21 protein-coding genes are annotated in these 21,289 nt (G+C 67.4%); 10 read left to right on the top strand and 11 right to left on the bottom strand.

The window, feature by feature from the left end; translation table 11 throughout:
* Positions 1 to 34: 34 nt before the first annotated feature.
* Entirely contained in the window at positions 35 to 997 is a 963-nt protein-coding gene (locus MXA07_RS14855) for a transcription initiation factor IIB (RefSeq protein WP_247729374.1), read from the bottom strand.
* Between the two features lie 160 nt (positions 998 to 1,157).
* Here MXA07_RS14855 and rnhA point away from each other — a divergent pair, with 160 nt between their 5' ends.
* Entirely contained in the window at positions 1,158 to 1,751 is a 594-nt protein-coding gene (gene rnhA, locus MXA07_RS14850; RefSeq protein ID WP_247729373.1) for a ribonuclease HI, read from the top strand.
* A gap of 79 nt (positions 1,752 to 1,830) precedes the next feature.
* Here rnhA and MXA07_RS14845 read toward each other — a convergent pair whose 3' ends face one another.
* The gene (locus tag MXA07_RS14845) at positions 1,831 to 2,142 is read right to left on the bottom strand and encodes a hypothetical protein (protein WP_247729372.1); all 312 of its coding nucleotides are present in this window, start codon (positions 2,140 to 2,142) and stop codon (positions 1,831 to 1,833) included.
* A 131-nt stretch (positions 2,143 to 2,273) separates the two neighbouring features.
* Between MXA07_RS14845 and MXA07_RS14840 the strand changes: the two genes are divergently transcribed.
* Positions 2,274 to 2,987, top strand: coding sequence for a DUF7108 domain-containing protein (locus tag MXA07_RS14840; protein WP_247729371.1), 714 nt, complete (start codon positions 2,274 to 2,276; stop codon positions 2,985 to 2,987).
* 153 nt (positions 2,988 to 3,140) lie between these two features.
* Here MXA07_RS14840 and MXA07_RS14835 read toward each other — a convergent pair whose 3' ends face one another.
* Positions 3,141 to 3,500 carry a PadR family transcriptional regulator gene (locus tag MXA07_RS14835; protein ID WP_247729370.1) on the bottom strand — a complete coding sequence of 120 codons (360 nt, stop codon included), beginning with the start codon at positions 3,498 to 3,500 and terminating at the stop codon, positions 3,141 to 3,143.
* A gap of 183 nt (positions 3,501 to 3,683) precedes the next feature.
* Here MXA07_RS14835 and MXA07_RS14830 point away from each other — a divergent pair, with 183 nt between their 5' ends.
* Positions 3,684 to 4,217 (top strand): inorganic diphosphatase, encoded by a 534-nt coding sequence (locus MXA07_RS14830; RefSeq protein WP_247729369.1) that lies wholly within the window; start codon positions 3,684 to 3,686, stop codon positions 4,215 to 4,217.
* Positions 4,218 to 4,355: 138 nt separating this feature from the next.
* On the opposite strand, the gene MXA07_RS14825 is transcribed toward MXA07_RS14830, so the two are convergent.
* From MXA07_RS14825 to purS, 3 genes are all read right to left on the bottom strand, one after another.
* Positions 4,356 to 6,263, bottom strand: coding sequence for an ATP-binding protein (locus MXA07_RS14825; protein ID WP_247729368.1), 1,908 nt, complete (start codon positions 6,261 to 6,263; stop codon positions 4,356 to 4,358).
* Positions 6,264 to 6,425: 162 nt separating this feature from the next.
* The gene (purQ, locus tag MXA07_RS14820) at positions 6,426 to 7,100 is read right to left on the bottom strand and encodes a phosphoribosylformylglycinamidine synthase I (RefSeq protein WP_247729367.1); all 675 of its coding nucleotides are present in this window, start codon (positions 7,098 to 7,100) and stop codon (positions 6,426 to 6,428) included.
* Positions 7,097 to 7,348: a phosphoribosylformylglycinamidine synthase subunit PurS gene (purS, locus tag MXA07_RS14815; RefSeq protein WP_247729366.1), complete on the bottom strand. Its 252-nt coding sequence runs from the start codon at positions 7,346 to 7,348 to the stop codon at positions 7,097 to 7,099. Before purS ends, purQ begins: the two co-directional genes overlap by 4 nt.
* 257 nt (positions 7,349 to 7,605) lie before the next feature.
* On the opposite strand from purS, the gene MXA07_RS14810 reads away from it, so the two are divergent.
* Complete coding sequence (locus MXA07_RS14810; RefSeq protein WP_247729365.1) at positions 7,606 to 8,565, top strand: formyltetrahydrofolate deformylase; 960 nt, start codon at positions 7,606 to 7,608, stop codon at positions 8,563 to 8,565.
* Positions 8,566 to 8,602: 37 nt separating this feature from the next.
* Here the strand turns inward: MXA07_RS14810 and MXA07_RS14805 are convergent, their stop codons facing one another.
* Positions 8,603 to 9,622: a phosphoribosylaminoimidazolesuccinocarboxamide synthase gene (locus tag MXA07_RS14805; protein ID WP_247729364.1), complete on the bottom strand. Its 1,020-nt coding sequence runs from the start codon at positions 9,620 to 9,622 to the stop codon at positions 8,603 to 8,605.
* Between the two features lie 316 nt (positions 9,623 to 9,938).
* On the opposite strand from MXA07_RS14805, the gene cofH reads away from it, so the two are divergent.
* The 5 genes from cofH (at position 9,939) to MXA07_RS14780 (ending at position 14,776) form a co-directional block, all read left to right on the top strand.
* Complete coding sequence (gene cofH / locus MXA07_RS14800; protein WP_247729363.1) at positions 9,939 to 11,366, top strand: 7,8-didemethyl-8-hydroxy-5-deazariboflavin synthase subunit CofH; 1,428 nt, start codon at positions 9,939 to 9,941, stop codon at positions 11,364 to 11,366.
* Positions 11,367 to 11,429: 63 nt separating this feature from the next.
* Entirely contained in the window at positions 11,430 to 12,203 is a 774-nt protein-coding gene (locus MXA07_RS14795; RefSeq protein WP_247729362.1) for a DICT sensory domain-containing protein, read from the top strand.
* Positions 12,204 to 12,338: 135 nt separating this feature from the next.
* Positions 12,339 to 13,043: a CTP-dependent riboflavin kinase gene (locus tag MXA07_RS14790; RefSeq protein ID WP_247729361.1), complete on the top strand. Its 705-nt coding sequence runs from the start codon at positions 12,339 to 12,341 to the stop codon at positions 13,041 to 13,043.
* Positions 13,027 to 13,710 carry a 3,4-dihydroxy-2-butanone-4-phosphate synthase gene (gene ribB / locus MXA07_RS14785; protein WP_247729360.1) on the top strand — a complete coding sequence of 228 codons (684 nt, stop codon included), beginning with the start codon at positions 13,027 to 13,029 and terminating at the stop codon, positions 13,708 to 13,710. The genes MXA07_RS14790 and ribB overlap by 17 nt, the downstream gene beginning before the upstream one ends.
* A 136-nt stretch (positions 13,711 to 13,846) precedes the next feature.
* Complete coding sequence (locus MXA07_RS14780) at positions 13,847 to 14,776, top strand: branched-chain amino acid transaminase (protein ID WP_247729359.1); 930 nt, start codon at positions 13,847 to 13,849, stop codon at positions 14,774 to 14,776.
* Between the two features lie 251 nt (positions 14,777 to 15,027).
* Here MXA07_RS14780 and MXA07_RS14775 read toward each other — a convergent pair whose 3' ends face one another.
* Together MXA07_RS14775 and gdhB are read right to left on the bottom strand one after the other, a co-directional pair.
* A complete protein-coding gene (locus MXA07_RS14775) occupies positions 15,028 to 15,246 on the bottom strand; it encodes a DUF6199 family natural product biosynthesis protein (protein ID WP_247729358.1) in 219 nt (72 codons plus the stop codon).
* A gap of 451 nt (positions 15,247 to 15,697) precedes the next feature.
* Positions 15,698 to 16,993, bottom strand: coding sequence for a glutamate dehydrogenase GdhB (gene gdhB, locus MXA07_RS14770; RefSeq protein ID WP_247729357.1), 1,296 nt, complete (start codon positions 16,991 to 16,993; stop codon positions 15,698 to 15,700).
* Positions 16,994 to 17,288: 295 nt separating this feature from the next.
* Here gdhB and MXA07_RS14765 point away from each other — a divergent pair, with 295 nt between their 5' ends.
* The gene (locus MXA07_RS14765; protein ID WP_247729356.1) at positions 17,289 to 17,672 is read left to right on the top strand and encodes a DUF5789 family protein; all 384 of its coding nucleotides are present in this window, start codon (positions 17,289 to 17,291) and stop codon (positions 17,670 to 17,672) included.
* Positions 17,673 to 17,775: 103 nt separating this feature from the next.
* On the opposite strand, the gene MXA07_RS14760 is transcribed toward MXA07_RS14765, so the two are convergent.
* Together MXA07_RS14760 and MXA07_RS14755 are read right to left on the bottom strand one after the other, a co-directional pair.
* The gene (locus MXA07_RS14760) at positions 17,776 to 18,366 is read right to left on the bottom strand and encodes a YccS/YhfK family membrane protein (protein WP_247729355.1); all 591 of its coding nucleotides are present in this window, start codon (positions 18,364 to 18,366) and stop codon (positions 17,776 to 17,778) included.
* On the bottom strand, positions 18,363 to 20,867 hold the full coding sequence (locus tag MXA07_RS14755; protein ID WP_247729354.1) for a penicillin acylase family protein: 2,505 nt from the start codon (positions 20,865 to 20,867) through the stop codon (positions 18,363 to 18,365). The genes MXA07_RS14760 and MXA07_RS14755 overlap by 4 nt, the downstream gene beginning before the upstream one ends.
* Positions 20,868 to 21,289 lie beyond the last annotated feature (422 nt).

Raw genomic sequence — 21,289 nt, 5'->3', positions numbered from 1 at the left:
GTGCGGGGCGGTCGTTTCGCGGCGAGTGGGCGACCTAGCCGTGGATGCCCATCGCTTCGATCTGTTCCTGGTACCGGTTCCGGATCGTCACCTCGGTCACCTGGGCGACGTCGGCGACTTCGCGCTGGGTCTTCTTCTCGTTACAGAGCAGCGAGGCGGCGTAGATGGCCGCGGCGGCGTAGCCCGTGGGGGACTTGCCCGAGAGCAGCCCCTCCTCGGCTGTCTTCTCGATGATCTCGTTGGCCTTGGTCTGGACCTCTTCGGAGAGTTCGAGTTCGGAGCAAAAGCGGGGGACGTACTTCTTGGGGTCGACGGGGCGCATCTCGAGGCCGAGTTCCTGCGAGATGTATCGATAGGTGCGCCCGATCTCCTTGCGCTCGACCCGGGAGACCTCGGAAATCTCCTCGAGACTGCGCGGGATTCCTTCCTTCCGACAGGCGGCGTAGAGCGCGGACGTCGAGACGCCCTCGATGGATCGCCCGCGGATGAGGTCTTCCTTGAGCGCGCGACGGTAGATGACCGACGCGACCTCGCGCACCGAGCGCGGAACGCCGAGCGCCGAGGCCATTCGGTCGATCTCGGAGAGGGCGAACTGCAGGTTGCGTTCGCCGGCGTCCTTGGTCCGAATGCGCTCCTGCCACTTGCGCAGCCGGTGCATCTGGCTGCGTTTCTTCGAGGATATCGAACGCCCGTAGGCGTCCTTGTCCTTCCAGTCGATGGTGGTCGTCAGCCCCTTGTCGTGCATCGTCTGGGTCGTCGGCGCGCCGACGCGGGACTTCTCCTGGCGTTCTTGGTGATTGAACGCGCGCCACTCCGGGCCGGGGTCGATCTTTTCCTCCTCGACGACGAGTCCGCAGTCTTCACAGATGAGTTCCCCTCGATCAGAATCTTTCACCAGGTTGTCGGACTCGCACTCCGGACAGGCGCGGACTCCCTCGGACTCCGCTTCCTCCTCTGTCTCGCGCGTGCGCTCCCGCTGGCGGGTGGACCGTGTCATCGCACTTTTATAGTAGTATCTTCCATATATATAAACCTTCCGCGGATGGGCACCGGTTGTAGGCCGATTTTGGCCCCCTCGGGTATTTTACGCCAGAACAGTTCTGAAATTCAGATAGAAACCAGAAAGGTTTTATTTGATATCCGTCTTCGGTCGGTCGATGCCGGTTATCGAGTGCGACGTCGACGCGGCCCGTGAGCGACTGGCCGAGGCGGGCGTGTCCGTCGAGTCCGGAAACACCGACCACGAACGCTGGCGGGCGAGCCACGGCGACGCCACCGCGATCGCCTACGACGGGAAGGTGGTCGTCCAGGGGGCCCGTCCGACGGACATCACGGCCGTCCTCCGCGACGGCGGCGGCCGGGCGCACCTCTACTGGGACGGTGCCGCGCGCGGCAATCCGGGCCCCGCCGCGATCGGCTGGGTCCTCGTCAGCGGCGACGGAATCGTCGCGGAGGGCAGCGAGCGCATCGGCCGCGCGACGAACAACCAGGCCGAGTACGAGGCGCTCGTCGACGCCCTCGCGGCCGCCCGCGAGTTCGGGTTCGACGAACTCCACTGTCGGGGCGACTCGGAACTCGTCGTCAAGCAGGTCCGCGGCGAGTACGACACCAACGATCCCGAACTCCGCGAGAAGCGAGTGACCGTCCGCGAACACCTCTCGGCGTTCGACGAGTGGACCATCGAACACGTCCCGCGCGAGGTCAACGACCGGGCGGACGAACTCGCCAACGAGGCGCTCGACGGGGACTGAAGCTGCGTCGGGGTCGGCCGGGCCCGCCGTCCTGGGTCGCACGTCGACTTTTCGCTCTGGACTCGCCCGTCGTCTGGCCTTACTCCTCGCCCGCGCCGAACCACCGGAGCGCGAGGTAGATCGCGACGCCGGCGACTGCCATCCCGACGACCGTCCGGCCGACCGATCGCCCGCCGGACCCGTCCGCGTCGTCGCCGGGTTCGGGTTCGACCGCCTCGGTCACCGATTCGCTCTCACCGGTCGGTTCCGCCAGGCGCGCACCCGTCGCGCCGCCGGTCGCCTCGACCGCCTCCCGAATGGGGTCGCCGAGCGGGGTTTCCATGGCGAGCGAAACGGCTTCGCGCACGGCGAACTGTACCACGTCGCGCTCGAGCTCCGTGCCTTCGAGCATACCGGACGGTGACGTGACGACGGCCTATAGATCTACCCAACGGACGCACGATCTGCCGACGCGCGATCGACCGCCGGCTCGGCCGGCGACCGACAGGCGCATGTGTCCGACGGGCCAACCGCCGACACCGAATGACTGCCCCCGCAGGAGACGACGCCGATCGACCCGAGGGCGATCGTCCCGACGCCGACGGATCGTCCCCCGAACGACAGACGGCGGAATCCTCGTCGGACCGAGCGACCGACGCGTCCTCGCTCGACCGATTCGCGGACGAAGCGCTCCCGGCCGACGACCTCCGAGCCGTCGAACGGCTGACGCGACTCGCCCGCCGCGCGGTCGACGAGAACGAGCGCGAGGCCTACGAGACGCGTCGCGCCTCGATCCTCGCCGAACACGGCTACACCGCGCGCATCAGGGCCGAGGACGACACGCTCGTCTGTTATCCGACCGACTGGCTCGAGGACGGCGTCGTCCGGATCGACCGGATCGACGAGACCGATCGGGCGGTCGAACTCTCGCTCGCCGGTCCCGGCGATCCGGACGATTGGGACGCGCTCGACGCGGCTAACCGGGCCCGCGTCGACCGCGTTCGCGAGGCGTACGGCGAGCCCCACGCCGAAAACGCCGCGATATTCGCGGACTTCGTCGGCAATCACTACGCGAAACCGATTCCTGCGGCCACGGGCGCGGAGATCGAGGAGTTTCTCGCCGAGTACTACGTTCGAAACGCCTGGCCGACGGCCGCGGCCCGTGCCGCCGTCGTCCAGTCGATCGAACACCTCTTTTCGGTCTGTGACGAGCCGGTTCCCGACTACGACGTGCCGGATCGGATCCCATCCGAGTGATGTCACTGTGCGTTCCGTGGTTCGCTTCGGTGGACGAGACGGCGTCGCCACTCCGGAGCGGAGGATGTCGGGACCGGTAGACGGGCCGTCTTCACCCCGAGGGGGACGACGGCGACACAGCGGCCGTGATCGTCGACGGAACTGGTAGTGGTGTCAGTAGCTGTCGTCGATCAGGGATCGAACCTGGTCGGCGCGGTCCGCGTCGGTGACGACCTTCGAGAGCGTCCACTCGAGCTGGTCGAGGACTGCCTCGAGCCCCTCGTCGGTGAGCTCGTACTGGTTGGTTCGCTTGTCGAGTTCGCTCTTCTCGATCAGGCCGAGGTCGACGAGCTCGTCGAGGTTCGGGTAGAGGCGGCCGTGGTTGACCTCCGTGTCGTAGTAGTCCTCGAGTTCGCGCTTGATCGCGAGCCCGTACATCGGTTCCGTCGAGAGGATGGTCAGGATGTTGTTCTGGAACGCGGTCAGATCTCTGGCGGTGCGTGCATCGTCGGTGATTGATTGTGCCTCTGACATAGTTAGCGTAATGTCACCGAACTATTTAACCCTTTCTTACGGGTTAGTGGGGCGGTCGGTGCCAGACAGCCGCGTCGTCGCCCGGTCCGGGTCGATCGGCCGGCGACAGCGCAGGTGCCTTCCACTTGTTGTTCAGTACGATTACGAAAGTACTTTTTGATACACCACGGATCACGAAGACGCATGACGAACCTCTGGGAAGACCTCGAAACCGGACCGAACCCACCCGAGACCATCTACGCCGTTATCGAGTGTCTCAAGGGCGAACGCAACAAGTACGAGTACGACAAGGACGTCCCCGGCGTCGTGCTCGACCGCGTCCTGCACTCGAACGTTCACTACCCCTCCGACTACGGCTTCATCCCGCAGAGCTACTACGACGACGAGGATCCGTTCGACGTCCTCGTTCTCGTCGAAGACGCGACGTTCCCCGGCTGCGTCATCGAGGCCCGCCCCGTCGCGCTGATGAAGATGGACGACGACGGCGAACAGGACGACAAGGTCATCGCCGTCCCCGACGAGGATCCGCGGTACGATCACGTCGAGAACCTCGACGACATTCCCCAGCAGCAACTCGACGAGATCGACGAGTTCTTCGCGACCTACAAGAACCTGGAAGCCGGCAAGGAAGTCGAAACGCTGGGCTGGGAGGATCGCCAGGCCGCCTACGACGCGATCGAACACGCCCAGGATCTCTACCAGGAACACTTCGGCTGAAACCGGTGCGAACGCCGTCACCGGAGCCAGTTGCGAACTCAGCCGTCAACTACGGCCGGATCCACCTGCGCTTCCGCTCGCGGGCGAAGCGACTACGTCCCGTCCGCGGGCGACGCGACTGTCCTGCCGCGAACTGACTTATCGGTCGCTCCTGGCGCGTCCGTCGGCCGCTGGGAGGTGCAGCTCGACGATCGTCCCGCGCGGCTCGTTCTCCTCGAAGCGGAGTTCGCCGCCGGCCTGCGTGACGACCCAGTCGACCAGCCAGAGGCCGAGCCCACTCGCGTGTCTGAGCTGGGTGATCTCGCGCTCTTCTTCGAGGAGTCGGCGCTCCTCGTCGGGGATGCCGGGGCCGTCGTCGGCGATGGTGATCGTGACCGTCCCCGCGGACGAGTCGCCGGTCGACACCGAGATGTCGATCGTGGGATCGGCCCCGTCGGCGTGCTCGATCGCGTTCTCGATCACGTTGTAGATCGCCTCCGTGAGGAGGTCGTCCGACTGGACCGCGGCGCCCTCGGGCAGCGAGCGGCGGATGGCGGGGTCGTCGTAGGTCGTCCGGACGCGATCGATCGCCGTCTCGACGGCCTCGACCGCGTCCACCGGACCGGTGACGTCGGTTCGATCGAGCGTTCGTTCGACGACGCGCGTCTTCGCGGCGAGATCGATGAGCTCCGCGGTCCGTTCGCGGATCGCCCGGGCGTAGGATTCGGCCTCGGGCTTGTCGGAGAGGGCGGCGAGTCGCTCGGCGCTTCCCTCGATGATGTTCATCCCGTTTCGCAGGTCGTGCCTGAGGACGCGGTTGAGCACCTCGACGCGTTTCTGTCGTTGTTTCTGGTCGGTGATGTCGGTGTAGAGCCCGAAGGCGTACTCGCCCTCCCCCTCGGTCTCGAATGGGACGACCCGGAGCATGAAGTCGCGCAGGCCGTCCGCGGTTCGACGCTTCACTTCGGTCTCGATCACCTCGCCGGCCTCGCCGCGTTCGTTGATGTCACTGGCCTCGTCCCGCCGATCTGGCGGCGTGATGTAGTCGTCGATCGGCTCGCCCTCCAGCAGCTCCATATCGTAGCCGAAGGTCTCCTCGAACGCCGAGTTGACTTCCTCGACGATGAACTCGCTCCCGACGTGGGGACCCATGACGACCGCGTCGGGGACGTTCTCGAAGAGGACAGCGAAGCGGTCGCGCTCGGCGACGAGTTGCGCCTCGAACGCGATCCGATCCAGCGCGTCCGTCGCGTGACTGATGAGTAGCTCCGCGAGTTCGACGTCCCGTTCGTCGAAGGCGCCCGTCTCGTTCGAGATTGCCTGAAAAACCCCGTACTCGTCGATCGGGACGCTCAGCGCGGAGCGATAGCGCGGGTCCTGCGGGCTCGCCTCGGCCGACTCGGCGACGTCGTCGACTCGGATCGTCCGCCCCGTTCGGTAGGTCTTCCCGCCGATGCCGTCGTCGATCGAGCGGCGCCGTTCGAACTGGTCCGGGTCGGTTCCCGAGGAGAGCACTGCGAGTTCCAGCATGGAATCGTCGTACTCGCTCACCACACAGACGTCGAATTGCAGAACGCCTTCCGCCGCGTCGACGATTTCCTCGTAGACCGCTCTGGGCGTCTGGCAGGTTTCGAACCGGGAGACGACGTCGTGGAGGGTGGCGACCTTGCGCTGGTGGGCTCGCAGCGTGCGTTCCATCGCCGTGCGATCACTGACGTCGGCGAGGACGTTCCGCAGGCGCGCTTCCAGTACGCCGTCGCCCGCGTCCGTCGGGACGTAGGCGTCGGCCCCCGCGGCCACCGTCCGCCCCGCGAGCGCCTCGCTGCCCGCCTCCGGGTACACGACGATCGGCGTCTCCGGCGCCAGGTCGGCGACGCGCTCACAGCAGTCGACCGTCGAGCCGTCGATCAGGTCGGTGCCGACGACGACGCAATCGACGTCGTCGAGGCGGTCGCGACAGGCCGCGATCGATTCGACCCGTTCGACGACGACCGACTCGCGTCGATCGTCCCCGATCTCGGGGGCTTCCGGCGATGCGACGTACAACGCGGTGATTGGTGCTGGCATTCGATCGTCCTCGTGCGCGTTCCTCAACGTGGGAATGGGATCCATCCGTCATTAACGTTGTAGCCGATTCTGGTCGCGCTGGATTTTTCCCGATCGGCTCTCGAAGCCGACCGGGGTCCCTCGCCGGCGATCGATCGCCGCTGGCCACGGTTCCGGTGGCCCCTACTCGAACGCTCGCAGGACGCCCCGGCCGTCGGTGCCGTCGACGTGCGGGAGCGTCGCGCGCTCGGGGTGTGGCATCATCACCGCGACGGATTCGCGCTCGCCCAACACGCCGGCGACGTTGCCTCGCGACCCGTTGGGGTTCGCCGCCTCGGTCACCGCACCGTCGGCGTCGCAGTACCGAAACAGCACGCGGTCCCCGGCTTCGAGTTCCGCGAGGCGATCGGCGTCGATTTCGTACCGGCCCTCGCCGTGGGCGATCGGGATTTCGATCACCTGGCCCTCCTCGTAGGCCGCCGTCCACGGCGTGTCGGCCCGTTCGACGCGCAGGTGAACGTGCTCGCACTGGAACCGCGCGCTCTCGTTCGTCGTAAACGCCCCCTCGGTGAGCCCGGCCTCACAGCCGATCTGGGCCCCGTTGCAGATGCCGAGGACGGGAACGCCGTCGGCGGCGACCGATTCGACCGCCGAGAGGATCGGCGAGTGTGCGGCCATCGCCCCCGCCCGGAGGTAATCCCCGTAGGAGAAGCCGCCCGGGAGGACGACGCCGTCGGTGTCCGGCGGTAGCCCGTCTTCGTGCCACACGATCTCGGCGTCGATTCCCAGGTGAGAGAGCGCACGCTCGGCGTCGCGATCGCAGTTCGAACCGCCGAATCGAACGATTGCGACCGTCATCGCTCCGTCACGTCGACCTCGTAGTCGTGAATGGTCGGATTCGCGAGCAGCCGTTCGGCCATCTCGCCCGCCCGGTCGGCCGCGGCGTCGGCGTCGGCCGCGTCGAGGTCGACCTCGAACTGGTCGGCCGACCGGAGATCCTCGAGTTCGAACTCGAGGCGCTCTAAGGCCCGCTGCGTGGTCTCGGCCTCGGGATCGAGCACGCCGTGCTTGAGTCGCACGGTCACCGTCGCGGTGTAGGCTGTCATTACGTTATCGCGCGCGAGCGTTATCAAAAACCCTTTCGTTAGCGAGGTCCCAGCGGAACGAGGACCTCGTATCTGCGAACGGGGAGCGGAGAGCGTAGCGATCCGCGAGCGAGCGGAGCGAGTGAGAATCCCGGGAGTGTTGCCAGGCGATCGCCCGTCGGCGCGGGAGACTTGCGCCGAACTAAAGATTTTTACCGTTGATTCGCCGTGGAACGTGTAGCGATGATGACCGCATCCGGCGAACGTGCGTGGTTTCGATGACGAGCGATCTGACCGAGATCACGGTCATCGGAGACGATGACACGGGGCTGGTCGCACGGGTCACGAGCCTGCTCTTCGAGCGCGGGTGTAACATCGAGGACGTCGATCAGGCGGTTCGCGACGGCGTCTTCCGGATGTCGCTCGCGGTCGACACGGCGGGAATGGTCTGTACGGCGGCGACGCTCCGGGCGGATCTCGAGGCCCTCGGCGAGGAACTCGGACTCGACGTCCAGGTGCGGTTTCCGGCCGACCGCGAGACCCAGCGCATCGCCGTGTTGGTCACCCGGGAGCGACACTGTCTCGAGGCGCTGTTCGACGCGCGGGCCGACGACGAGCTCGGCGCCGAGATCGCCGTCGTCATCGGGAACCACGACGATCTCGAGGGGCTGGCCGAGGCCCACGGCGTCCCGTTCCACGACGTCGGCACGGCCTCGGGTGAGGTCGACGAGGAGCGCCTGCTCGATCGACTCGGCGCGTACGACGTCGACCTCGTCGTGCTCGCGCGCTTCATGCGGATCCTGAGTCCGAACGTGGTTTTCCGGTACGAGGATCGCATCATCAACGTCCATCCGTCGTTGTTGCCGGCGTTCCCGGGGGCGGAAGCCTATCGACAGGCGATCGAGGCCGGCGTGCGCATCGCTGGCGTCACCGCCCACTACGTCACGACGGACCTCGATCAGGGGCCGATCATCACCCAGCGCGCGTTCGACGTGCCGGACGACGCGGACCGGCAGGCGATGCGCGAACGGGGCCAACCGCTCGAGGCCGACGCGCTCCTCGAGGCCGTCCGACTGCACCTCAACGGCGACGTCTCCGTCCACCGCGGCCGGACGACGGTCCGGGAGAACGGCGAGCGGTACCAGCTCGGGCTGCCGGCGGCCGCGAGACGCGCGAATCCGGACGAGCCGGTCGATGGACCCGACGAGCGACACGTCGACGCCGCCCGATCACCGTAGCGACCCAACCGGTTCTCGGCGTCTCGCACTCGAACCGTCACAGCCGACTGACGGCGCCGATCGCGGTCGAGAGCGCGGGGGCGTCGAAGAAGTGGACGCCCGTGTACGCGTTCGTCCCCGCGCAGTACATGTCGCGCGCGGTTTCCAGCACGCTCTCCTCGAGCGGTTCCGGATCGCGCTCGCACAGCGCCTTCCAGTCGGCGCGATCGCGGCGCTCGGCCTCGGCCTTCGCGGCGTCGACGGCATCGACCCACGCCGGTTGCGTGCGCTTGTGGTGCTGCCGGAGGACCTCCTTCGAGAGCTGGGTTCCCTCGTAGCCGAACCGATTCTCGTCGAACGTGCCGACGACGTCGGCCACGCGGATCTCGCCCCGGTAGTAGCAACACTCGATCTTGCCGTCCTGGTGGTCGAGCCCCGCCTCGTCGGCCTGCTCGGTGACGAGCCGGTTCACGTCGCGCGCGATCGATTCCAGCGCGTCGACCGAGGCTGCGCCGGCGATGGTATCGGCCTCGGCGCGATCGAGGTAGCGGTCCGACTCCTCGTACTTGGTCGAGAACTCGACGATCGGTGTCGCTAACTCGACCGCCTCGTCGGGCCACGTCTCGAATTCGAGGTCGTGGTCCGCCGGCGTCGTCCGGCGTCGCAGGCTCGACCCGACCGGTACCTCGTTGCGAAAGACGATCTCCAGGGGGACGAGGTAGTTCTCGCCCGCCTCGTCGTGGTAGGCGTCGTACGCATAGGTCCGCCCTTCGTTGGGTAAGTCGGGGACCTGCGTCAGGTCGATCGCCATCTCGCGCGGCGGTTCGCTGGCCTCGGCCAGTTCGAGGACTTCGCCGCCCTCGACGACCCCGCGGTAGTGAGTTGGAACGCCGGCGGCTTCGAGCCGCTCGAAGTTATATGCGCCCATCGTACAGAGGCTCGCCCCCTTCTGGGGGATCTTGTCCGGCATCTTGCCCCAGTCGAAGACGGAGTAGTCGTCGGTGAAGACGAACGCGCCGCGCCCGAGCTCGGTCTCGTTGGCCGGTTCGTCGATCCGAAACTCCTTGACGCTCGTCATGCGACCACCGTCGCCACGAATCGGCCCGGGACGACGCCGTCGTGACCGCCCGTCGATCCAGTTCGCCCACCAGCGATCCGCAGACCGGCTTGCATATCGAGACGTCTGGGGCCCGACCCCATCAAAGTTTCAGTCCGTATCGTCGGCGCCGTCGTCGAGTACCGATCGCGTCGTCTGTCGACCGCCGCGGGACGCCGGGATCGCTCTCTCCCACGCTTGCGAGTACTCTCTCTCTCGCGTCTCGGATTGGCCGATCGCAGGCAACACCTGCGGCGTATCACCACGTTTTTGCGCACTGGTGGACCTCGTTTCACTGATGGACGGAACAGCGGGAACGGGCGACGTCCCCGGGGGAGCCGACGCCGACGCGCTCGCCGGCGACGAGCCGGACGTCTCGTTCGAGCACACCCCGGAGACCGGTCAGTCGTTCGAGAACGCGCTCGCCAAGGCGCGCGACGGCGTCCGCCTCACCGTCGACGACGCGATCGAACTCCTGACGACCGGCACCGACGACGCGGGGATCGACCGGCGCCGCAAGGAACGCGTGCTCGAAGCCGCCGATCACCGACGTCGGGACGTCGTCGGCGAAGAGGTTACGTTCGTGGCGAACCTCAACAACAACGTCACCACCGCTTGCACCGTCGGCTGTCTGTTCTGTAACTTCAAGGACGCGGCCCACACCTTCGAGACGGATTTCGAGGCGGCGGAGGACGTGACGGTTCCGGGCTTTACCAAGACGCCCGCCGAGAGCCGCGACATCGTCGCCGACGCCGTCGAGCGCGGAATCTACGAGGTCACGTCGGTCTCCGGCCTGCACCCCGCGTTCGCACTCGACGCCGAGCACCGCGAGCTCCTCGAGGCGGCCGTCGACGAGCGCGGACCGGAGGCGGCCTACCGCGATCTGACCTACAAATCACCCGAAGCGTACGCGAAAGATCCGGGCACCTACGTCGAACAGATCGACGCGATGAGCGTCGACGGCGTCCACGTCCACTCGATGACGCCCGAGGAGGCGGCCCACGCCCGCCGCGGCACCGACTGGTCGTACGCGGAGATCTACCGCCGACTTCGCGAGGCCGGTCTCGATACGGTCCCCGGAACGGCAGCGGAGATCCTCGTCGACGAGGTTCGCGACGTCATCTGTCCCGGGAAGATCGACACGCAGGGGTGGCTCGACGCGATGGAGGCGGCCGCCGACGTCGGGCTGGGCCTCACCGCGACGATGATGTACGGCCACGTCGAGACCGAGGCCCACCGCGCGTTGCACCTGAAGCGAATCCGGGACCTGCAGGAGCGCGTCGACGGCGCCATCACGGAGTTCGTTCCGCTCTCCTTCGTCCACCACGAGACGCCGCTGTACGAACACGGCGTCGTCTCCGGCGGCGCCTCGCGCGACGAGGACGAACTGCTGATCGCCGTCTCCCGGCTCTTCCTCGACAACATCGACCACGTCCAGTCGTCGTGGGTGAAGTACGGCGACGAGGGCGGGCTGAAGATGTTGACCTGCGGCGCCGACGACTTCATGGGGACCATTCTTTCCGAGGAGATCACCAAGCGCGCCGGCGGGGAGTACGGCGAGTTCCGGTCGGTCGCCGACTACGTCGAGTTGATCAGCTCGATCGGCCGGATCCCGGTCGAGCGATCGACCGATTACGAGCGGCGACGCGTCGTCGATCCCGACGAGCGGCCGCTCGGGCCGCGCCTCGGTCCGAAGGCTGACGGAACGCCTCTGGTAGAGGAGTAACGGGTGGCTGCCGAGGCGGGCGAGGCCGAAACCATTACCAGGATACGAACCCCTCTCCAGCCCGTGTCTCTGCGCTCCTTTGTCGACCGTGATGCGAACCCGACGACGTCGCTCGCGGTCGTCGCCGCGGACGACGACCCGCTGGGGCGGATGATTGGGGACGTGTTCGAGACGCAGACGATCGAGGTCGAATTCCGGTCCGACCTCGACGTCGACGGTGACGCGCTGGTGGCGATCCGGGACGACGAGATCGTCGCCACCTCGCCGATGACGGCCGTTTACGAGGATCTGCTGGCGGTCAACTCCGACCTGTACGTGACCGGGACGCGCGATCTCGAGGCGGTATCCGTCCCGGACGCCATCCTCGCGCTCGCGGACAGTCGTTTCGAACTTCGTGGGTACCCGCTGGCCCACAAGGAGAAGTTCGTCCTGATCGCCGTCTCGCGCTACATCGAACGGCTCGCTTGGAACGCGGGACACGGAACACTTCGATCGGCGTTCCAGGACCTCGGTCGGATCGAAGACGAACACGGCACGCGATCGGTGTACGAACGGCTCGCGGGAACTGACGTGGACGTCCACTGCTATGGCTTCGAGGGGACGAGCCCCGATCCTCTCACCGGCTCAGGTCCCGATGCGCCCGCCATCACGGTTCACACCGGTTCGACCGACGAGCACCGCCACAGCTGGTTCGTCGTCTTTCGACCGGCGTCCGACGAGCGTTCCCCGGCCGCACTGCTCGCCCTGGAAGCCGAACCGCGGATCTGGCGAGGCTTCTGGACGCGCGACCCCGACCGCGTCGAACGAATCGACGACTACATTGCGGAGGCGCTGTAATTCGAGATCCACCACCCCGGGTGTGGCGCTATCCCGGACAGCAGTAAGCGACGATCGCAGGCCGGCGAGCGTAACAGTATTGGGGACCATACCACATTCGGTATGCTTTTACCACGGGGCCGGGAAGTGATGAGCATGTCACTGACAGCGACGTCGGCCGTGAGCCACGACGAGCGGGCCACGCTGAAGTTACTCGCCCTCATGGGCGGGCTGGAGGGCGACGTCAAGATCTCGTGTGCCGACCTCGCCGAGCGACTGGACGCGTCGAACCAGACGGCGTCCAGACGCCTCCAGCGCCTGGAACGGGCCGGGTTGATCGACCGCGACACCGTGAGTGACGGCCAGTGGGTCGTCCTCACCGACGAGGGCGAGCGGGAACTCCGGGCCGCCTACGAGGAGTACCGCCGCATCTTCGAGACGGCCCCGCAGGTCGACCTCGAGGGGACCGTCACCAGCGGCATGGGCGAGGGCCGTCACTACATCTCCCTGCCGGGCTACCAGCGCCAGTTCGAGGACCGACTGGGGTACGACCCGTTCCCCGGGACGCTCAACGTCGAACTCCGCGCGGAGAGCGTCCGCCGACGGCGCGCGATGGACGCCGTCGAGCCCGTTCCGATCGACGGCTGGGAGGACGAGGAGCGCACCTACGGCCCGGCGGTCTGCCACCCGGCCACCGTCGAGACGGCCGACGGCGAGACCTACGTCGAAGCGCACACGATCGCGCCCGAGCGAACCCACCACGACGAGGACCAGCTCGAACTGATCGCTCCCGAAAAACTTCGCGACGTCCTCGAGCTGACCGACGGCGACCAGGTGATCGTCCATGTCGGAGATCACTGAGATGTCCGGCCACCAGGCCGGGGCGAGCGCCCTCGAGCGCGCGATCGAATCCGTCGCCCGCGGCGACCCGATCTGCGTCCACGACGCCGCCGACCGCGAGGGCGAGACTGACCTGATCTACCCGGCCGCGGCCGTCACGCCCGAGGCCGTCTCCCGCCTGCGAAACGACGCCGGCGGCCTGGTCTGCGTCGCCCTGCCCCACGACGTCGCGGAGGCGTTCGACCTGCCGTTCTACTCGGAGGCCGTCTCCCACCCCGCTGCGGGCGATCACGACCTGGGGTACGACGAGCGTTCCTCGTTCTCGCTCACCGTCAACCACCGCGACACCTACACCGGCATCACCGACGACGATCGCTCGCTGACCATCCGCGAACTGGCCGACGCCGCGGCCGACCCCGACGCCGCCGACTTCGCCGACCGGTTTCGCGTCCCCGGTCACGTCCACCTCCTGAAGGGCGCCCCTGAGGGCCTCGCACAGCGCGAGGGTCACACGGAACTCGCCCTCGCGCTCGCCGCGGCCGCCGACGCCGAGCCCGCGGTCGTGGTCTGCGAGATGCTCGACGACGAGACCGGCGCCGCGCTGACGCCCCAGGACGCCCGCGCCTACGCCGCCCGTCACGACCTCGTCTACCTCGAAGGGAGTGACGTCGTCGACGGGCTGTGCTGATCGTGCGGGTGGGAACCGACGGTCCCGCTGGACCGCCCCGCATACACGGTCCCGACCGATCTGTCTCCGCGCGAGTCCCGGTCCGACTCTTCGGAGAACACGAACACTTAGTACGGACCTCTCCAACCCTGTAGATATGGGATTCGACGAGATGGACGTCGACACGATCTGGATGGACGGCGAGTTTCGCGACTGGGAGGACGCGCAGGTCCACGTCCTCACGCACGCGCTGCACTACGGCAGCGGCATCTTCGAGGGTGCGCGGTGCTACGAGACCGAGGACGGCCCGGCGATCTTCCGCTGGCCCGAGCACCTCGATCGGTTCTACAACTCCGCGAAACCCTACGAGATGGACATCGGCCACTCGCGCGAGGAACTCACCGAGGCGACCGTCGAGCTGATCCGCCGGCAGGACCTCGCGTCGTGTTACATCCGCCCGGTGGCGTTCTACGGCTACAACTCGCTGGGCGTCAGCCCCTCGGACTGCCCCACGCGGGTCGCCGTCGCCGTCTGGCCCTGGGGCACGTACCTCGGCGAGGAGGCCCTGGAGGAAGGAATCGACGTGATGGTCTCCTCCTGGCGGAAACACGCCTCCAGCCAGATCCCGACCAACGCCAAGACAACCGGCCTCTACGTCAACAGCATGCTCGCCGGCGAGGAGGCCCGCCGTCACGGCTACGCCGAGGCGATCGTCCTCAACAAGGAGGGCAACGTCGCCGAAGGCCCGGGCGAGAACATCTTCCTCGTGCGCGACGGCGAGATCTACACGCCCGGCCTCGCCGAGTCCATCCTCGACGGCATCACTCGCGACACCGTCATCACGCTCGCGCGCGAACTCGGCTACACCGTCCACGACGGCGCCACCATCTCTCGGGGCGAACTCCACACCGCGGACGAACTCTTCTTCACCGGTTCGGCCGCCGAAGTTACCCCGATCAAGCGCGTCGACAACGTCGAGATCGGCGACGGTTCGCGCGGCCCGGTCACCGAGGCGATCCAGACTCGCTTCTTCGACGTCGTCGAACGCCGAACCGACGACCACGAGGAGTGGTTTACCGTCGTATAGGCGTCCAGCGGTCTGTTAGATGGTGGACTACCCCATCGCGGAGACTGATTCCGTCACGCGATCGCAGCAATCTCTGATGCACCACCCGAGACGGACTGGGCCACTGTCGACGGGAGCGTGCAGGGGACGCCACCGATGACGGTCTCCATGATGAGGTCTCAGAAGTGCGGTAGACGCTGTACGTCGATGTTCCGGGTAGCGGACACACGCTGCAACGGGGGTGACCGTGGCGCCGATGGATCCACCCGTACTTACAAGAGTCCCCCGATGACGAACAGGGCGCCGAACCCGGCCATGCCGATACCGAGATACTTGTTCAGCGCCACTTTCCAATCGGCCGGCTCGACGTCCGACCACGATCGCTTACTCCCGATCGAGTCCAGCTGTTCTTCGAACCGCGCGATCTCGTACGGCCAGACGGCGGTCGGTACGCCGATAACGAGCAGGAGAATCCCGAGTCCGAGGACCATAATGATAAATACTTGATTAGTAGTTAATAACAGTTCCGGAATTTACGTTGGTTTAAATGCACTGTCATTCCGAACATACATCAGGAGTGAATCGGACTGTACCCATGCTCCGATCCAGCTGTCCGTGTCTCCTCGCCTCGTTTTGGGAGAGTCCGCCCTGCGGAGATCGAGTGGTACCCAACTGGCCACACCGCAGCCTCCTCGGGTTCGTCTGATTGGCATCGTTCGGCGGCAATGATCCTGACGAACCACCCACGGCCGGGAGTGACTCGGCGCTCTGCGCCGATGTCACGACCCGGGGAAAGGTTGGCTTGTTCACGGCTCACATACCGCGAGCGAGGCCGTGGCCGAGCGAGCGGGCCGACGACCCCACCGGAGGTGGGGAGGAGTGCTTTTCATCGAAGTTTTGCCGAGGGCCGGCTTCGCCGGCCCGCAGCGCAAAAGTTCGGTTCTAGGGCCACACGCCGCGGAACTCGTGGGCGGCGGCGATGCGCTTGAGGGCGACGACGTAGGCGGCGTCGCGCCAGGTGAGGTCCTGGCTTTCGACCTCGTCCCTGACGTCGGCCCACGCGGAGAGCATCTCGACTTCGAGTTCCTCGTTGACGCGTTCGAGCGACCAGGCGCGGCGGTTGATGTCCTGGAGCCACTCGAAGTAGCTGACCGTGACGCCGCCGGCGTTGGCGAGGATGTCGGGGATGACCGGGATGTCGCGCTCGGCGAAGATGGCGTCGGCGGCGAAGGTGGTCGGACCGTTGGCGCCCTCGACGATCATGTCGGCGCTGACGTCGTTCGCGTTCTCCTCGGTGAGGACGTTCCCGATGGCGGCGGGGATGAGGACGTCGACGTCGAGTTCGAGGAGGGCCTCGTTCGTGAGTTGCTCGCCGACGCCGGTCGCGGCGGTGACGGCCTCGGGTTCCTCGTCGTGGGAGGGGATCTGGTCGACGTCGATACCGTCGGCGTCGTAGCGGGCGCCGTTGACGTCGCTGACGGCGACGATGTTGGCGTCCCACTCGTGGAGCAGGCGGGCGGCGTTGGCGCCGACGCTACCGAAGCCCTGGACGGCGACGCTCGTCTCGGCGAGGTCGTAATCGTAGTAGTCGCAGGCTTCGCGGGTGATGATGGCGACGCTGCGACCGGGCGCCTCCTCGCGGCCGTAGCTTCCGCCGACCTCCGGCGGTTTCCCGGTGACGACGCCGGGGATGGTCTCGTCCTGCTGCATGCTGTAGGCGTCCATGAGCCAGGCCATCGTCTGCGGATCGGTTCCCATGTCTGGCGCCGGGATGTCCTTCGTCGGCCCGATCGCCGAGCGGATATCCTGGGTGAATCGACGGGTGAGGCGCTCTTTCTCCTTGTGGCTGAGCTGCTTCGGATCGACGACGATGCCGCCTTTGGCCCCGCCGAACGGCAGGTCCATCACGGCGCACTTCCAGGTCATCCACATCGCGAGCCCGGCGCACTCGTCCCGGGTGACCTCCGGATGGTAGCGCAGCCCGCCCTTGTACGGGCCGCGGACGCTGTCGTGCTGAGCGCGGAAGCCGGTGAGGACCTCGACGGTGCCGTCGTCGCGGCGCAACGGCAGTGACACTTCGTGGATCTTGCGCGGCCGCTCGAGCCGTTCGACGACGTTCGGATCGATATCGACGTGCGCGGTCGCGCGAGCGAGCTGGCGTTTTGCGGTTTCTAACGCCGTCTCCGGCTCGCTCTCCTCGGTTCCGGCCTCGCTCTCCTCGGCAACATTTGCACTCATCGGTTACCAGATGGAGTTCATACGGTTTCGTAGTTCCGATCCGCGCGAGGGCCTGGTTTCTGTTATCATTCGACAGTACACGCGTCGTACCCCGACAGTCGACCGGGTGACACCGGCGATCGACGAACGTGTCGCCCGAATGTCGTGGGATCGGTACCGGTGGAGGACCGAAGTTTCTCGCGCGTGGCAGACGCGTGTCGGGTCCGGCAAGCAGTTGCCGTCGGTCGGGAGTTCGCGGCGGTCGCCGGCCCATGCAAGCCCGTGGGTTTCCACTGGCGGAGCCGAACTCGCGGCTATGACCGAAACGCCAGACCGCGACCGTGCCCAGGATCGGATCGGGAAGCGGAAGGCTTCCCGTGCGGAGTCGACCGAGTCGGTACTCGCCGCCGTCGAATCCCACCTCGGCGAACTCGAGTATCCGGTCACCGGCGAAGAACTGTCACGGGAGTACGCCACGGACGCGATGGATCTCCCCAACGAGACTGAATCGCTGGGTAGCGTGTTCGACCGGCTGGCCAACGAGGAGTTCACCTCGGCCGCGGAGGCGCGCGAAGCGATCTACGGCGAGGTGACCGGCGAGGCGGGCGATCGAACGGAGGCGAACCCGGAACGCGACCTCGCGTCCCTGGACGAATCCGAGAGCGAGACCCCGGTCGACTCCGGTGCGGACGACCGATGAGCGATCGGCCCGGATCGACTGTCGGATCGCTCGCGACGGGAACGGTGGCGTCACCGTCCGTCGGTGACGCGCCCGGGGCGGCGTCGGCGCAAGCGCTGGACCGTTACTCGAGCCAGCGAACCAGCGAGCCGAACACCGGGAGCCCGAGGCTCGCTCCGACGAGCACGTAGGTGACCGGCTGCATCTGGAGCGCCACGACCGCCGCGACGCCGCCGAGCCAGGCGGTGAACACGGCGAGGACGAGCCCGCCGAACCCGAACCCGGCGAGGGGCGCGCGAGGGGGCGTCGTGGCGATGAGTCCGACCAACGCGCCGCCGAGCACGAGGCCGAACCAGTGCAGCCAGGCGAACGCGAGCCCGACGGCCGCGGCGATCCCCATCGCGATCCAGTGGTCGCGCCGATCGGTCCGCACGTGTCCGAGCAGTTCGATCGCGGGATGGGACTCCCCTGGCGCGGACGGATCGCCGATCGGGGTGTTATCGTCAGTAGTCGCGCTGCCGACGCCGGTGACCGATCCCGCACCGTCGGCGGTTCCGCCGTCGTCACCGACGGAGTGGTCCTCGTCCTCGGTGGCTTCGCCGTCTCCGCCTGGGATCGATTCGCGCCCGCCTGTGGTCGACCGGTCGCCGCGATCGGCCACCTCGTCGTCGGTGTCGGCCGATCGATCGTCGTCTTCGGGTTCGGCCCCCGTCACGTCGAATCCCCCTCCGATGTGGTGTCCTCGCCGTCGATATCGAGCGGCATCGCTCGATACTCGCCGTCGACCCAGGCCTGAAACTGATCGTCGTAGTGTTCGCCGAACGGCGACCCGGAGTTGCCGCCGGGGAGGATCGCCCGGGCCGCTCCGCCGGGCATCGCGAGCAAGCGGGTGCTCGCGCCGACGGCCGACTCGACCCGGTAGTTGTTGATCGTCGCCCGCGAGCCGCCGATCGGCCGCGGATCGTAGTTGAGCGCCGGGACCTGTTCGCCGAAGGGGTGTTCGATCGGCGCCGTCGTGTTGTAGTCCCCGTAGGTGTCCCACCCCTCGTCCGCCCGTTCGTTGAGCGTCGCCTCCAGGGCGGAAACCATCGTCTCCGCGCGCGTCGCGTCCGCGAAGAACCGGCTCTCCGCCGGGAGCGTCGCGATCGCCCAGTCGCTCGGGTAGTACGACTCGTCGAGCCCCGCCTCGTCGAACTCCGGTTCGCAGATCACTCGCTTGAAGTGCTCGAACCAGCGAGCGAAGAGGAGCGCCCCGGCCGAATCGGGGGTCATCTCGCCGGTCCACGCCGCGAGCGTCTCGGCGGCGTCGACGAGGCGCTCGAAGTCGCCCGCCTCGCGCTCGACGGCGTCGACGAGCGCTGGCACCAGCTGAGCCGCGCGCGGGTCGACGCGGTCCGTCTGGAGGGCGGCGTGGTCGTCGAGCGTCGTCGGCCCGCTCGCGGTCAGGTCGTCGAGCCGATCGTAGATGCGCCCGCCGCGGTACGGTGCGGCGTAGGCCGTCCCGACGTAGTGATCAGGGTCGTCGGCGACGCGCTGGTTCGCGGTCGCGAGGATCGCGGGGTCGATCGCGTGGGGCTTCTCGTCGAACGGGACGAAGCCCTCCCAAGTACTCTCTCCGTAGGGCGTAAAGCCCTCCCACTCGCCTTCGCCGGCGGAGCCGTCGAAGACGCGATCGCCCGGCATCGCCTCGCCGTCGGCCCCCGTCCGGATCGGGAGTTTGCCGGTCGCGTAGTAGCAGGTCCGGCCGTCGGCGTCGGCGTAGACGAAGTTCTGCGTCGGCTCGTCGAAGATCTCGATCGCCGCGAGCGCGTCCTCGAGCCCCTCGCTCCGGCCCAGGGCGTCGACCGCCGCCGAGGTCCGCGTCGCGGTGAGGCCGGTCCAGGCGACGCCGACGTGCTCGCCCTCGCGCTCGAGGAACGGGCCGTGAACGGTCTTGCGGACGGTGACGGTCTCGTCGTCGGCGTCCGCGACCGCGATCTCGCGCTCGTCCGTTTCGAACTCGCGCCACCCGCCCCGGTATCGATACCGGCTGCCGACCTCGTCGACCTCGTAGCGATAGCAGTCGAGGACGTCGGCCCCGACGTTCGTAAAGCCCCAGGCGCCGCGGTGGTTCCGCCCGATGACGACGAACGGCACGCCCGGGAACGTGACCCCGCGGACGTTCCGCGCCGGCGTCTGCACGTGCTGTTCGTACCACACCGGTGGTGTCATCAGCGACAGGTGCGGATCGTTGGCGAGGATGGGCCGACCGGTGTCGGTGTGTTCGCCGGAGACGATCCAGCTGTTCGACCCGACGCCGGCGGGCGATTCGAAGCTCGAGAGCCACGAGAGGAGTGCGCCACCGTCGGAAGCGGGGGCGGAATTGCCGCGGCCCCCGTCGGCGCCGGTCGGTGTCGCCTCGCGATTCGAGAGATGCGACGGTCGATCGATCGCTGGCGCCCCGCTCGGTTCGCCGGCTGGGCTACCTGACGCGCTGGCGTCCGCGTCGACCGTCGCCCCACCCACGTCCCCCAGGTCGCCGCCGGGCCGCAAGATGGGCGCGTCGTGTTCGATGCGTCGGGAAAAGAGCTCCTCGGCGGCGCTCGGACCGAGCGCCTCGTCGACCCGCTCGCGTCGCAGCGCGTCGAAATTTCCGGTCAGGGTCCAGGCGATCTGTTTCTGCATCAGCATCGTGTCCACCGGGGTCCACGGCTCGGGTTCGTACTCTAAGAGCCGGAACTCGAACGGCAACTCGTTGCCCTCGATCGCTTCGTTGACGCCGTCGACGTAGGCCTGGACCCGTTCGGCGTGCTCGGTCCCTTCGAGCGCCGCCCAGGTCGCCTCGGCGGCCCCGACGAAGTCCATCGAGACGTGGAAGCGATCGCTCTCGAGGGTCGCCTCGCCCACGACCTCGGACAGCTGGCCGCGCATCTGTCGGCGCTGCAGGTCGAGCTGGAAGAGGCGGTCGATCCCCTGCACGTAGCCGACGGTGAAGTAGGCGGCCTGCTCGTCGTCGGCTTCGATCTGCGGGATGCCCCACTCGTCGCGACGGACGGTCGCGTCATCGCGGGGGTCGGGGGCCTCCTCGTCCACCTCCCGCGTCGCGGCTCGCCAGGCGTTGCCCGACAGCGGGGCGAACTGGTCCAGACGGGTGGTATCCGCCGTGGCCACGAGGCCGACGGTCCCGGCCCCGAGCACCGACGCCACGAGCGCCCGACGCGTCATCCGGTCGTTCACACTAGTCCGTTGGAGTCCCACCTCTTAACTTTCCGTCTCGAGACGGCCTCGATCGGTCGGGTCGATGGTCGGCTGGGTTTCGAGGTTCTCCCTCCGTGGGTGTGGGAGGGTCCGAGTTCGAATCGATGGCCCGCTTCGCCAGCGTGTGGCGAACTGAGGGCCGCGATCAATCAGCCGAGGACCGATCACCGCGCCGTGCGCTCGCCTTCCACCGCCGGGAGAAGTCGGACAGGTTCATCCCGGCCGCACAGTCTTCACAGCAGTATCGGACCGAGTCCGCGTACTTGCTCGAAAGCCCGGCCGGCGGTTCGATTTCGATCGTGAAGCAGCACGACGATGCTACGGTGCGCCCGCACCGGTAGCACTCGCGGTTTCGAGCTGACTCGCCGGCGCCGCCGCTCGATCGTTCGACGGACCTCATC

It is taken from the genome of Halovivax limisalsi, from assembly GCF_023093535.1.
GTDB classification, from domain to species: Archaea; Halobacteriota; Halobacteria; order Halobacteriales; family Natrialbaceae; genus Halovivax; species Halovivax limisalsi.
The sequence above is the reverse complement of the archived record's forward strand: the minus strand, read 5'-3'. Positions and strand labels throughout refer to the sequence as shown.

Bases quoted from the DNA above. Each gene is read 5' to 3' on its own strand.
- MXA07_RS14855 (WP_247729374.1), bottom strand. From the start codon at position 997: ATGACACGGTCCACCCGCCAGCGGGAGCGCACGCGCGAGACAGAGGAG.
- rnhA (WP_247729373.1), top strand. From the start codon at position 1,158: ATGCCGGTTATCGAGTGCGACGTCGACGCGGCCCGTGAGCGACTGGCC.
- MXA07_RS14845 (WP_247729372.1), bottom strand. From the start codon at position 2,142: ATGCTCGAAGGCACGGAGCTCGAGCGCGACGTGGTACAGTTCGCCGTG.
- MXA07_RS14840 (WP_247729371.1), top strand. From the start codon at position 2,274: ATGACTGCCCCCGCAGGAGACGACGCCGATCGACCCGAGGGCGATCGT.
- MXA07_RS14835 (WP_247729370.1), bottom strand. From the start codon at position 3,500: ATGTCAGAGGCACAATCAATCACCGACGATGCACGCACCGCCAGAGAT.
- MXA07_RS14830 (WP_247729369.1), top strand. From the start codon at position 3,684: ATGACGAACCTCTGGGAAGACCTCGAAACCGGACCGAACCCACCCGAG.
- MXA07_RS14825 (WP_247729368.1), bottom strand. From the start codon at position 6,263: ATGCCAGCACCAATCACCGCGTTGTACGTCGCATCGCCGGAAGCCCCC.
- purQ (WP_247729367.1), bottom strand. From the start codon at position 7,100: ATGACGGTCGCAATCGTTCGATTCGGCGGTTCGAACTGCGATCGCGAC.
- purS (WP_247729366.1), bottom strand. From the start codon at position 7,348: ATGACAGCCTACACCGCGACGGTGACCGTGCGACTCAAGCACGGCGTG.
- MXA07_RS14810 (WP_247729365.1), top strand. From the start codon at position 7,606: ATGACGAGCGATCTGACCGAGATCACGGTCATCGGAGACGATGACACG.
- MXA07_RS14805 (WP_247729364.1), bottom strand. From the start codon at position 9,622: ATGACGAGCGTCAAGGAGTTTCGGATCGACGAACCGGCCAACGAGACC.
- cofH (WP_247729363.1), top strand. From the start codon at position 9,939: ATGGACGGAACAGCGGGAACGGGCGACGTCCCCGGGGGAGCCGACGCC.
- MXA07_RS14790 (WP_247729361.1), top strand. From the start codon at position 12,339: ATGTCACTGACAGCGACGTCGGCCGTGAGCCACGACGAGCGGGCCACG.
- ribB (WP_247729360.1), top strand. From the start codon at position 13,027: ATGTCGGAGATCACTGAGATGTCCGGCCACCAGGCCGGGGCGAGCGCC.
- MXA07_RS14780 (WP_247729359.1), top strand. From the start codon at position 13,847: ATGGGATTCGACGAGATGGACGTCGACACGATCTGGATGGACGGCGAG.
- MXA07_RS14775 (WP_247729358.1), bottom strand. From the start codon at position 15,246: ATGGTCCTCGGACTCGGGATTCTCCTGCTCGTTATCGGCGTACCGACC.
- gdhB (WP_247729357.1), bottom strand. From the start codon at position 16,993: ATGAGTGCAAATGTTGCCGAGGAGAGCGAGGCCGGAACCGAGGAGAGC.
- MXA07_RS14765 (WP_247729356.1), top strand. From the start codon at position 17,289: ATGACCGAAACGCCAGACCGCGACCGTGCCCAGGATCGGATCGGGAAG.